This is a genomic window from Bacillus sp. JJ1764, from assembly GCF_036962145.1.
Lineage (GTDB): Bacteria > Bacillota > Bacilli > Bacillales > Cytobacillaceae > Neobacillus.
In genome coordinates, this window is record NZ_JBALNY010000018.1 from 49,794 (window position 1) to 62,106 (window position 12,313).

General features: G+C 36.9%; 16 protein-coding genes. 7 read left to right on the forward strand and 9 right to left on the reverse strand.

Annotation, left to right across the window (positions count from 1 at the left end; genetic code table 11):
• Positions 1-99: 99 nt before the first annotated feature.
• The 5 genes from V7083_RS02910 to V7083_RS02930 form a co-directional block, all read right to left on the reverse strand.
• Complete coding sequence (locus V7083_RS02910) at positions 100-714, reverse strand: PH domain-containing protein (protein ID WP_335475189.1); 615 nt, start codon at positions 712-714, stop codon at positions 100-102.
• A gap of 129 nt (positions 715-843) precedes the next feature.
• Entirely contained in the window at positions 844-1,812 is a 969-nt protein-coding gene (locus V7083_RS02915) for a DMT family transporter (protein WP_335475191.1), read from the reverse strand.
• Positions 1,813-1,913: 101 nt separating this feature from the next.
• Positions 1,914-2,774, reverse strand: coding sequence for a DUF421 domain-containing protein (locus V7083_RS02920; protein ID WP_335475193.1), 861 nt, complete (start codon positions 2,772-2,774; stop codon positions 1,914-1,916).
• Positions 2,775-2,792: 18 nt separating this feature from the next.
• The gene (locus V7083_RS02925) at positions 2,793-2,999 is read right to left on the reverse strand and encodes a DUF1657 domain-containing protein (RefSeq protein WP_335475195.1); all 207 of its coding nucleotides are present in this window, start codon (positions 2,997-2,999) and stop codon (positions 2,793-2,795) included.
• Between the two features lie 67 nt (positions 3,000-3,066).
• Complete coding sequence (locus tag V7083_RS02930) at positions 3,067-3,270, reverse strand: DUF1657 domain-containing protein (protein ID WP_335475197.1); 204 nt, start codon at positions 3,268-3,270, stop codon at positions 3,067-3,069.
• 153 nt (positions 3,271-3,423) lie between these two features.
• On the opposite strand from V7083_RS02930, the gene V7083_RS02935 reads away from it, so the two are divergent.
• From V7083_RS02935 to V7083_RS02960, 6 genes are all read left to right on the forward strand, one after another.
• Entirely contained in the window at positions 3,424-3,762 is a 339-nt protein-coding gene (locus tag V7083_RS02935; RefSeq protein ID WP_335475199.1) for a YmaF family protein, read from the forward strand.
• A gap of 179 nt (positions 3,763-3,941) precedes the next feature.
• Positions 3,942-4,385, forward strand: coding sequence for a MarR family winged helix-turn-helix transcriptional regulator (locus V7083_RS02940; protein WP_335475202.1), 444 nt, complete (start codon positions 3,942-3,944; stop codon positions 4,383-4,385).
• A 1-nt stretch (position 4,386) separates the two neighbouring features.
• Positions 4,387-5,040, forward strand: coding sequence for an HlyD family secretion protein (locus tag V7083_RS02945; RefSeq protein ID WP_335475204.1), 654 nt, complete (start codon positions 4,387-4,389; stop codon positions 5,038-5,040).
• Positions 5,041-5,048: 8 nt separating this feature from the next.
• Positions 5,049-6,833 (forward strand): DHA2 family efflux MFS transporter permease subunit, encoded by a 1,785-nt coding sequence (locus tag V7083_RS02950; RefSeq protein ID WP_335475206.1) that lies wholly within the window; start codon positions 5,049-5,051, stop codon positions 6,831-6,833.
• Between the two features lie 873 nt (positions 6,834-7,706).
• A complete protein-coding gene (locus tag V7083_RS02955; RefSeq protein WP_335475209.1) occupies positions 7,707-7,862 on the forward strand; it encodes a hypothetical protein in 156 nt (51 codons plus the stop codon).
• 115 nt (positions 7,863-7,977) lie between these two features.
• Positions 7,978-8,895, forward strand: a complete 918-nt coding sequence (locus V7083_RS02960; RefSeq protein WP_335475211.1) for a YitT family protein — start codon at positions 7,978-7,980, stop codon at positions 8,893-8,895.
• Between the two features lie 240 nt (positions 8,896-9,135).
• Here V7083_RS02960 and V7083_RS02965 read toward each other — a convergent pair whose 3' ends face one another.
• From V7083_RS02965 to V7083_RS02975, 3 genes are all read right to left on the reverse strand, one after another.
• Positions 9,136-9,387: a sigma-G-dependent sporulation-specific acid-soluble spore protein CsgA gene (locus V7083_RS02965; protein ID WP_335475213.1), complete on the reverse strand. Its 252-nt coding sequence runs from the start codon at positions 9,385-9,387 to the stop codon at positions 9,136-9,138.
• A gap of 100 nt (positions 9,388-9,487) precedes the next feature.
• Positions 9,488-9,727, reverse strand: coding sequence for a hypothetical protein (locus tag V7083_RS02970; RefSeq protein WP_335475215.1), 240 nt, complete (start codon positions 9,725-9,727; stop codon positions 9,488-9,490).
• Positions 9,728-9,864: 137 nt separating this feature from the next.
• Complete coding sequence (locus V7083_RS02975; protein WP_335475216.1) at positions 9,865-10,575, reverse strand: class I SAM-dependent methyltransferase; 711 nt, start codon at positions 10,573-10,575, stop codon at positions 9,865-9,867.
• 347 nt (positions 10,576-10,922) lie between these two features.
• Here V7083_RS02975 and V7083_RS02980 point away from each other — a divergent pair, with 347 nt between their 5' ends.
• A complete protein-coding gene (locus V7083_RS02980) occupies positions 10,923-11,237 on the forward strand; it encodes a hypothetical protein (RefSeq protein ID WP_335475218.1) in 315 nt (104 codons plus the stop codon).
• 83 nt (positions 11,238-11,320) lie between these two features.
• Here V7083_RS02980 and V7083_RS02985 read toward each other — a convergent pair whose 3' ends face one another.
• Positions 11,321-12,202 carry a VanW family protein gene (locus tag V7083_RS02985; protein WP_335475220.1) on the reverse strand — a complete coding sequence of 294 codons (882 nt, stop codon included), beginning with the start codon at positions 12,200-12,202 and terminating at the stop codon, positions 11,321-11,323.
• Between the last annotated feature and the right edge of the window lie 111 nt (positions 12,203-12,313).

The window sequence follows — 12,313 nt, forward strand, 5'->3', positions numbered from 1 at the left end:
CCTTCCGCTCCTATCAACAGAGTGTAAAAAATCAACACTGTTCTTTAACACAGCCAAACATAAAAATAACCCCGGTTCATCCCGGGGTTATCTTACATTTTAATTATTTATATATTTTTCAAACACAAAACCGAAATCTTTAACACAATATTGTTTTTTACTGTTTTCGAGCCACTGAAACGCTGCTTGGTTTACTAATTGAAATTGCTCTACAAGGTTATTGTTTTGGCTGGAAACCCGGCCCAAGGTTGTTGAAGCAATATCGAGACTTTGTTTGGCAAATTGAAGTGAAATATCATTTTCATGGGTAATCTCGGAAATTTTGATCAGCGCTTTATATAAATCCTTCACTTCTTCGATATGTTTTTTATGAACATCAATGGAGAAAGATTGTGAGCCAATTTTAAATTTGATTTCAACGTCTAGGTCAACCGTACCCGCTGTTTCAAGATGGACATCCGCTATTTTGTTTTTCGCATAGCTATAACGGTAGAGCATTCTTTTTTTACTGGTAGCACTTGTTCCATCAAGATGAATCAACGCATTATTAGTAAAACAATATTCATCTGATTTGGATTTAATCAAAAAATAAATTTTTTCGTGATCCTCATGCATGACATAATCGTCTGCATCCACCTTATCATAGTCAGTAGGCTTAATCACTGTCCCAACATCGCTTAATCCTAATAAATCTGCTGCTACTTTACCAAACATTATTTTAGAACCTCACTTTGTATTAAACTTTCCATCAATATGTGTACGATCGAACGAGGTTTTGGTTTCAAAAATCTCCTATTTCGAACGACAAGTTACTTTATGCTTTGAAAAAAAGGGTTATGACTGTTAAGTGCTAATTTTGTTACCAGTCGGCTGTTCCTTTTTATGGGAAACATAACTATGAAGGATCATTCCAGCCATAACGATCAAAATTCCAAACCAAGAGACAAGTGACGGAGGAGCAGAGTGCAGCAAGAGTAGTTCCCCAATTAAGGCAAATAACACCTCCATAGATTGAGTAGCTTCTACGGCAGCCAATTGCTGCATGTTTCCTCTAACCAGGTCAGTTGCCTGGAAAAAGAGCACAGTTGCAATGACACCAGAGGATATAGCGACAATCCCTGATTGAAGAGTCTGTCCAAGCTCCGGAAGTCCGACTGTAAAATAACCGTAAACTGAAAGAATAACCCAAAAGGGCATGCTGGCAAGGGTCATTCCCAATACACGCTGAAATACATCTAATCTTCCTTTACAAAGGTCCATCATTTTACGATTCCCTAATGGATAGGAGAATGATGCGATGACAACAGGTAAAACCCCCAATAATAATGTTCCTAAAGATAACTGATCTGCCTGTTGCAGCTGCATGAGAATAATACCAAGCAGTATAATAAGTGACATCGCCATCCCCTTGAAAGGAATTTTCCCTTTTCTAAGAATGGTTTCATTTTCGGTGTTGATAACTTCATAAAAAAGAGGTGCTAATAAGGAACCAGAAATGATTGTCATTTGCCATGTAGCTGCAATCAACCAACCCGGTGCATAGGAAGCGGAGAAACATAGTGGAGCATAAAATAAACCGAAGCCAACCGTACTCCACATAACCCACAATAAGGGATGCTTTTTCATCTCAATAAATAATGGTTTAAGATTTTTCCTTCCCGAAACAATCAGGAATAGAAAGGGGACCATAAAAAAATATCTTAAAGTTGCACTCCAAATCCAACTGCCGCCGGCAAGGTCCATCGCTCTGTTAAGGACAAAGGTGAAGGCAAAAAAGAACGCGGCTAAAATCCCTAATAAGATGGGCCTCATGGTCATTCTCCTTTCATTTCGATACCCTAAATTATAGCAGAATTCTGAATTATGTGAATAAAAAAAATCCTAATCGAACGAATCGATAAGGATTTAGTCTGCTATCCATTAAGAAAAGGTTTTAATTTATCAATTGATTCCTGTAATAAGGCTGCATTTTTCTTATACATGGCTTTCGATTTTTCACAATTGGTGGAAAGGCAGTAAAGCTCTAAATCAGCTTGAACTTTTTTTAATGAAGCCATCAACAATGGTCTTTGCTGCGGTTGAGGGACTTTTATTTTATCATCGTAAAGATCAACGGTTAATTCGCCATAGGAATTAAGTTCCCCAATGAAAACATTGTCTAAAGTAACCCCCATTTTTTCTAGTTCTGCATATATCCATCCTCTGCTTTTCCCGGTCCATCTTAATGCCTCATCCACAATACTTCCGTCCATAATAATAGTTTGTGGAGATTCTTCATTGGGAAGCTTCAATCCAATATCTTTGGGTGTTAATGGCTGATAATCCTTTTTAAGCATTGCACTTAAATTTCCCCTTGGTTCTAAGACAGCATATTCAACATCGGCAATTCGAAAAATACTTTTTTGCCTCAAGAGGGCTGAAATTTCATCAATCGTATACTTTTCTTTTTTGAGGTTATCTTCAAGAATTTTTCCATCCTTAATGACAACCGTACCTCTGCCTTCCGCAAAATCTCGGAATTTTTTAGAATGGATGGATATGTAATTTACTAAAAATGTGACTAGCCCAAATATGAAAATGGCTATTGCTCCGTGATAGGCGTTGCTTTCTAGACCAGTAACCACTTCTCCGGCAATACTTCCAATTGTGATCCCTGCTACATATTCAAAAAAAGATAACTCGGAGATTTGCTTTTTACCGAGAATTTTTGTTGTTACAAACAAGAGAAGTAAGAAAATAAGGGATCGAGATATGATAAAAACCCATCCTGGCATCTATGTTCACCTCAACATTTACGATCCTTGGTATTGCGGTTCTTGACGTTCCAATTCATATACCCGGTATTGCAGGTCTTTTTTTATGTTCCCAACCGTTAACATCGTTTCATGAAAAACAGTTTTCGCCTCATCTTCTAAAGAATTTAAGGCAAGCATCGATAATTGCGCTTCAATACTTTTTATAGTGGCAAGCGTTTGTTTTACATTAGAAGCTACAGTCATGGGCTCCTCCCTATAAGGTCAATGTACAGCAAAAAGGGGTTGGCGAAAAATGCCAACCTATCCTTACTTATTGGTTATATTGTGGTTCTTCACTCGTGATTTCTTGAAGTCGAGGTTCAATTCCATCAATAATCGTTTGGGTTTGTTGGGCTGCATTTTGATATAACTGTTTTGCATTTTTATTTTCTGTTTGTAAGGCAAAAGTTTCAAAAGCAGCTTGTGCACTTTTAAGTCCTGCTAAAGTTTGTTTAACCTGAGTTCCTACAGTCATTTAAAAACCTTCTTTCGTATAATTAGTGGTACAAAAATAGTATGCGAAGCAATTTCTTCGTTATGTATCATAACTATTAATTAATAATGGAATGTTTCGCCATTTGACATGCATATAAATGAAGAAGAGATTAATCATGTGAGGTGGATTGTTTTGAGTAAAATCGGAAAAGACGATTTCGTTTCAGGATTTGTTCCACACCATAACCATGGTTCAGTTGATTATACCGGATTGAGTGGCGGACATGTTCACCAGTGTTTAGATGTTACTTCACCCCCAATACCTACTCAAGACGGGGGACATATTCATTACACAGAGGGATATGTTTTGTTTGAAGATGGTCATACGCATCATTACCGTGCCTATTCTGGGCCGGCAATCCCGGTGGGAAATGGGATGCATGTACATTATTATGATTTTCAAACCTCTGAGAATGATGGACACAGCCATCATGTTAAAGGCGTGGATCAACCAGCTCCTGGATCAAAATAATTCATTAAAAAAGGGTCTTTTCCAATTGTGGAAGAGGCCTTTTTCTATTATAAAAGGATTGCAGAGATTTTTGTTGACATAATAAAAATAGTACAATTATAATTCAGTTTGTATAAAAACATTTCGTATGCGAAATGTTTGTCTAGTAAATATTTGGACACTAAAAAAAGGAGGAGAAAATGATTCAACTAAATAATGAAATTTTGGACTCATTTGCGGAGATTAATCGGGCGATTTATAAGCTTATCAAAAAAGATGCCGACCGTGCAGGAATCACAGTAGTTCAGTTAAAAGCGTTATATTTTATTTCCTTACATCAGGAAGTGGGGCTAGGGGAGTTAGCTGATAAACTGAAGCTGACAAACAGTACGGTGAGCGGGGTCATTGATCGCTTAGTTCAGCAGGAGTTGGTTGAAAGGTTGGTTCCTCCGGAAAATCGCCGTTCGGTATCCATTAAGTTAACAGATAAGGGAGAAGCTATATTAAAAGAACTTTTTTCAAATCATTCCATTTTAGTCAACAGAATAAAACAGGTTATGGACCTGCCCAAGGAAGAAATCAATCACTTATTGCGTTTGCACAAATTAATTTTATCCGTGTTAATCACTGAGGAGGAAAAGTGAAATGAAGATAGGGAAATTAATCATTATTAATATCATCATTTTAGTGATTTTAGTAGGGGGCGGTTTTGCTGCGTATTCCTATTACAACACCAAAACAAATTATATTTCTACTGACAATGCTCAAATTGCCGGGCAACAAGTAACCATTGCAGCCCCTGCCAGCGGAAAATTAATGAAATGGGAAGGAAAAGTCGGAGATTCGTTTGGAAAAGATCAACAAATTGGAAGTATCTTTTCAACAAGCACAGGAGTAAATGGAGTGGAAGTACCGATTAATCTTCCAACTGACGGAACTATTGTACAAAGTAATGCTGTCAAAGATTCTTTTGTAGCAGCAGGAACCCCATTGGCTCAAGTATATGATTTGAAAAGTCTATGGGTAACAGCAAATATTGAAGAAACAAGTATCGATGATATTGCAGTGAATCAGGATGTAGATATTTATGTAGATGCCTTTCCAAACACTACTTTAAAAGGGAAAGTAGAAACAATAGGTTTAGCCACATCCGGAACTTTTTCATTACTGCCTTCTTCTAACAGCACAGGAAACTATACAAAAGTTACTCAAGTAATTCCTGTAAAAATCTCAATTGATGATGACAAAGGACTTCAAATTGTTCCAGGTATGAATGTAACCGTGAGAATTCATAAGTAGGTGATAAAATGTCAACGTATATCACGGTTTATGTCGTATTAAGCGTATTGCTGATATTGCTGATCAACCTTCAATTAATGAAAAGAGGGAAGAAAAGATCCAAAAAGCAAAAAAGCTCTTTTGAAGCCACCCAAGCTGAGCATTTAAAGATGAAACTGGACGAAGCACATAATGAATTTCCCAAAAGACCTGAGGTAAAAAGAAATGTGGAGGAAGATGTTACCCCGAAACGGACGGAAAAGCCGATTGAAACGTCGAGGGTAGAAGATGCTAAAGAGAGTACTGGAAAAGGGAAAGTGTTGGCTGCATTAATGCTTGGGGCGTTTGTTGCGATATTAAATCAAACCTTGCTGAATGTAGCAATCCCACATATCATGACAGATTTAAACGTATCAGCATCAACCGTTCAATGGCTTTCCACTGGTTACATGCTGGTAAATGGAATTTTCATCCCAGTTACGGCCTTTTTAATTGATAAATTTGGCACGAGGAAGTTGTTTCTTACATCCATTTTCCTGTTTACATTTGGTTCTGTCATCTGTTCATTATCAACCAATTTCAGTTTGTTAATGACGGGTCGTCTAATCCAGGCTTCGGGCGCGGGAATAATCATGCCTTTATTAATGACTGTTTTCTTTACGATTTTTCCACCTGAAAAACGCGGAACAGCAATGGGGATTATGGGAGTTGTCATGCTCTTTGCACCAGCGATTGGCCCCACGTTGTCAGGATGGCTGATTGAGCACTATTCCTGGAGATTATTATTCGATATTGTCATTCCGATTGGAATTATTGATTTAATTCTCAGTTATCTGTGGGTGAAGGATGTAACGGAAAAAACAAATCCCAAATTTGATTTTCCGGGTTTACTATTCTCTACAGTAGGCTTTGGCTTTCTTTTATACGGATTTAGTGAAGCTGGCAGTGATGGGTGGTCTAGTACAACAGTAGTTGTTTCATTATTAATTGGGATTATTTCTTTAGTCGCCTTTACGATTCGTGAGTTAACAACAGATAAGCCAATGCTGGATTTACGTGTTTTCAAATATGATATATTTTCTTTAACAACCGTCATTAGTATGATTATTAATATGGCAATGTTTGGTGCAATGATTTTATTACCAATCTATCTGCAAAATATTCGTGGATTTACAGCTCTTGATTCTGGTCTCCTGTTGCTTCCGGGTGCAATCGTTATGGGGATCATGACCCCGATTGCCGGGGCGTTGTTCGATAAGATTGGAGCAAGATGGCTAGCCGTTATTGGACTGCTTATCACAATTGTAACGACTTGGGAATTCACAAAATTAAGCATGACCACATCCTATGATCACATCATGTTTTTATATATTATGCGGATGTTTGGGATGTCATTTTTAAGTATGACAGTCATGACCGAGGGGCTGAATCAATTGCCGCCGCATTTAGGTTCTCATGGTACGGCTGCCTCCAATACGGCAAGGCAGGTTGCAGGTAGTATCGGGACCGCGTTCCTGGTAACAGTCATGACCACTAGACAAAGTGCTCATATGGGTGAATACTCCAGTTTAATCACCAGCGCTAACCCATTTATTGCCACTAAGACAGCTCAAATTGGCCAAGGGCTTGCGACTGTAGCCCACGTTCCTGCTACCGTTGGGAACCAATTAAGCTCTTACTTGATTTATGGTCAAACTATGAAACAAGCCACCATCGATGGAATCAATGATTCTTTCATGGTAGCAACAGGAATTGCAGTAGTGGCCTTTTGCTTGGCATTTTTCATTAAGCGTTCACGTCCTAAAGCACAATAAAAATGGGGGTTCAGAGCTTATGGATCTGGACCCTGATTTTTTCCAAAAGTTCACTGTTTTGTCATAAATGACCCGTGTATTCATCTTCTTACGTGTTATACTATAAGTGTAAAAGATAAACAAAGAAAACATAACATCTTAGGAGACTCAACCATACGTGTTCGTTCCGTTTGTGAACGAATATAGGTTTTCCTTTATTTATTTGGAAGGTGAAACAAGTCGAAATCAATTGAAAAAGAGTAAATCCTTAACTAGTCCTTTACATTGAATCTATAAACACTATAGAATCAAATGTTAAAGGAAGCTTATTAGCAAGATGTTTTCAAACTAATAAGTAAAAAAAGTTAAGCGTTTATAAGAAAATATATCGAATATTAACGATATATCTACTGAATCTTAATTAAACGATTTCATTGTTTGAATCCATAATTTCCAAATAATAAGTAATGTAAGAGTCTCTAAACGGTTTAAATCCCGTATCAAAAAGTTTTTTCTCTTGAGGAATTTGAATTCCATTTAACATGTGAATTAATTCCTTCAACGGAACAAACACACATCGGCTGATCCTTCAAAGTTTTCTTTTAGCTCGTAAAAAAAGACTAAAAGGAAATGAAAATTGAACTATTTGGCTGATGTCATGGTTGGGTCTCCTAAGATGTTAATAATAGTAAGGAGTTACTTCAAAAAATGGAGTAGCTCCTTTTTATTTGGATATCAGTTTAAGGGTAAAGCATATCCAATTAGAAAAAGTGAATACTGTGGCGGCAAAGGTGCAAAAGAATGGTAACCGACCAAGTCTAAAAATATTACCATCTGAATTCTGGTATAATCTCGATCCTTTTTGGGAAAATATCCATGGAAGGAGATGAGAATATGTCAAAAAGAAAAGAGTTAAAGAAAGGTCCTTCAATTGCCCCTGGCATGGATGATCAAGAAGAACTAGAAAAAAGTGCTACAGAAGAGGAAATTGAAAGTGGGGAATACACAAGTGTAACAACACTTTCATACGATGAAGTGGACCCAAGCTAATATAATTGCTGCCTATAATTAGGCAGTTTCTTTGTTTTAAAAGGCAAAATATTATAAATGGAAGCTGCCAAACGCTATAATAAAAGTAGAAGGCTTAAATGAAAGGGGAAATTGAATGTCTGGAAACAGCGAACTAAATTTGATTGAACAACAGGAAGTGCTAATGGAAAAAATTCAGCATCGAAAATTGACAAAAAGGAAGATTTTCCTTCGAGCTTTGCTAATTACATTAGGTGCATTGTTAATGGCTGTAGGACTTGAAATATTTCTAGTTCCTAATAAGGTTATTGATGGCGGAATAACCGGTATCTCCATCATGCTATCGTATATAACCGGTTGGAAATTAGGTATTTTTCTCTTTCTACTAAACCTTCCTTTTTTCTTTTTAGGCTATAAACAAATTGGCAAAACCTTTGCCATTTCCACTCTCTATGGAATCTTTGTTCTCTCCATCGCGACTACATTGCTTCATCCCGTTCCGGCCTTCACCCAGGATATTCTCCTTGCCACTATTTTTGGAGGAGTTGTTCTGGGAATAGGAGTTGGTTTAGTGATTCGGTATGGAGGTTCATTAGATGGAACCGAAGTACTTGCGATTCTCTTTAATAACAAACTACCGTTTTCTGTTGGGGAAATCATCATGTTTTTCAACCTGTTTATCTTGGGAAGCGCAGGATTTGTTTTTAGTTGGGATCGTGCCATGTATTCCTTAATTGCCTATTTTGTTGCCTTCAAGACGATTGATATTACCGTTGCCGGATTAGATGAATCGAAATCGGTATGGATCATAAGTGACAATGCAAAAGAGCTTGGCGATGCCATTTTGAACCGTCTTGGTCGTGGAGTTACCTATTTGAATGGGGAAGGGGCCTATTCTGGGGATGACAAGAAAGTTATTTTTTGTGTAATCAACCGTCTTGAGGAAGCAAAATTAAAAGAAATCGTCACAGAGTATGATCAAAGTGCCTTTTTTGCTGTGGCAGATATTGCAGAGGTACGAGGCGGAAGATTTAAGAAACGGGATATTCACTAGAAATTTGCAGGAAATCAGGAAATATTGTGTTTGTCGTTTATTTGTAAAACTATAAGAAAAAAGTAAAAGAAGTTGTTATTTCTAGGTAGTTCTTGTCGGTTTGTGATGAATTAACATCGATTAATCAATCGTGTTTTGTCGTACCTTGCGCTTGCCTAGGAAATAAATTTGCGAAAATTGAAATATTTCCATACAATGATAAAAATGAAAAAAGATGGCCATGTTTCGCCATCTTTTGTTTTATAACAATAGCTCAAAAACCTCATTTAACTCATGTGCCCTTTTACGATCTTGTTCCTCATTTGCATATTTAATCTCATCGGGCAAAATTTTGTTAAGAAAGTCAATTTCCTTACTGGTTAAGTCGCGAACAAACGAACCTTCAGATGGATAATGACCTTTCATAAGTTTATGATAAATCTGCTTACCCTCTGTATGGTTGTCCGTATAATTTGATAAAATCTCCCTTAAATATCCTAAGGTTTTATCCATTCCCTCACCAACCCTTTCATGACTATTCTTTATCAAGAATCTAATAATATTCATTCAGGCAGAACAGTAAGATTTGGCTGGGGAAGAGACTCAACATTTCTTACCAAAAGAAGAATGGGAAGGCTACGCCAACAAATGGAACAAATACAGGAGGTCTAAAGAACGGTCCCCAGAAACCAAATCCATAACCGTCACTTTCTGCAGAAGACGATAATTCTTCGATTTCAAGTCCATTCTTTCTTACCTTAGCTACACGCCCCATGGTCCAATTTCCTTCTTTATTTTTAAATTTGATCATTTCACCTTCTAAACGACGGGCTGACTCATAATTTAGTTGCAATGCCATTTCCTCCATTCAAGTGTACTTGCTATAAATTATGAACACTGAGCGATTTTTGCAAGGGTAAACGTCATACATGTCCCTTTAAAAATCATAAAAGGCCTTTCATTTATTTAATGAAGGCCATTTTAAAGTGATTATTTTGTACAGGTTATAATCCTATGACTTAATATATCATGGTACTTTACAAGCATATTACCATGCTGATTGAGAATGCCGAATAACTCTGGCTCGAAATTCTGAGAAAAATTAAATTCCTGTCCAGGGTTCCCATTCAGGAGATCAAGTGGATGTGATTGTATTTCGATATTTTTAAATCCTACATCCTTTAACAGGCGGGTCCAATCTTTTTCTAATAATAAAGAGTCAATCGCATAAAATTCTTTAATTTCATTTTCTTCTTCTTTCTTTAGCTTTTTATTAATCGTCATTTCATTGGCTATTAGGCGCCCACCTTCTTTTAGCACGCGATGGAACTCTTTTAGTGCCTTTGGTTTATTCACAAAAGCTAATACGGACTCAGATAGCACATAATCAAAACTTTGATCAGCAAGCGGGATTTCTTCGATAGACCCTTGAATCAACTTAATAGGGTATTGTAAGTTCTCAAAACGTTTTTTGGCTTTTTCCACCATGATGGAATTCAGTTCTAATCCATATACATGGGCTTGATATTGCTGGTATAAATAGGCTGTTGTTTGTCCTGTGCCACAGCCAGCATCTAAAATTTTAGAATCCCTTGTAATCTTTTCCCGTGAAAGCATATTTTTTGTCAAGAGAATACCGCCTGGATGGGCTCCTCCGACTCCAAATTTGGCTAAAAAATCAATATAGGTTAAGCCTCCCATAGACACCACCCTAATTACTTTTTTGCATCTTATGTAATCAAATGAAAAAGGGTGCCTAAATGAAATTTTAAAATAATTATATTATGTTAACCGAAAAAACTAGTAGCATACTTCCATTATTCTCCCTTGCTTTATCCTATTAAAATTTTGGATAATATCTCTCGCATTTCGAACTGGTACATCAATATTCAAAACAAGAAACTATACAAATTACGATTTAACATCTCCCAGTAATTAGAAATCAAAGCACTTATTCCATAGCATTTTCTAAAGGGAAATTGAACAGATTAAGCAAATGGAAGGGGTATAATCTCTCTCTTTCATACTTTGGAAAAGGGGTGCAAATATTGAAAAACTTACGGAATCTGCCGTTTCTAAAAATGGTTATGCCAAAGCGAAGGAATAAAGGTACGCTATGGGCATCATTATTCGGTTTAGGTATTAGTGCAGTCGTTTATGGTATGAAAAAAGGCAGGGGTCGAGAATTTACAGTTCCAATCGCTAACACCGTTAAAAAATTAACACCAAACGTTAATATGGAACGGATTGGGAATATAACAAAGAATATTACCCCTAATTTAAACGTTGATCATATGAACAATGCAGCTCTTGCAGAGTTTTCTGAAGAGCTTATGGAAAGTGCACTGAATAATAACAAATAAAATGAAAAGTCCGCACAGTTTTTAACTGCACCCCAATTGTTAGACATAACTAACAATTGGGGATGCAGTTTTGCGGACCTTTTTTAATAGATGGGGTTTGGAACCTTCTTTGGGTTGTAAAGAAGGCTTTCTGATGAATATAGCTTTGTGATTAAAAGTCCTCCTAAGGTTCTTGTACGGATTAAGATAGGTTGGTTATAGTTATTTTTAAATTCAAAATCAGGTCCATACCAACTTACAGTTGCATCTCTTCCTGGGGGAATATACGGTACATGTCTGCTATGAGAAAAACGTTGTGTGATCTCAAGGCCAGCATTATCAACCGCATTAAATAATGTGGAAGAAACTTGGCAAATACCACCACCGATATCCTCTGAATATTCTCCTCTTACAATGACTTTGGCTCGTTGATATCCTTTTTCTTTTGTCCGTTTCCCAACAACTTTGTTAAAGGAGAAGGTTTCACCTGGAAACACTACATAGTTGTTGATGGCATCGGCAGCTAATTTGATATTATTTGTTCGGTTTTTATTAGATGGATTAAATGAAGTGACATATCGCCCAATTCTAAGATTTCGGATATCATTCAGCAACTCACTATCCACTGTCGGATACACCGTTCTCATCGGTAATTCCAATGTGGATAGATCTTGGTTAAAATAATGAGAATAGACTTGTTCCGTAAAGGATTGGCGATGAACCTGACGGCCGATTTTCTCGGGAATAATATTATCGTTTTGATCCAGCACAGCATTTTCAGCAGCAATGCCCACTTTTCGATCAAGTTCCTCTAAAAATTGCTCATATTTATTAATATGTATGATTGGCACATCCGCATATGGATAGAAGTAGTCCGTTTGATTAAATTTTGTAACGACATTTCCATCCTTGGTAATGGTTAATTGATTAGGAGAGGCCATTGGTTGTGCTGTCAGGATGATCCCAATGATCCATGGTAAAATCATATTTTAAAACACCTCCTCACTATAATATTGGCCGTAAATGGTTTTATCATGTAAATCAAGTTAAAATTGAATGATTCTTAAAAAGATAAGAGAAATGGTCTTTACAAACAT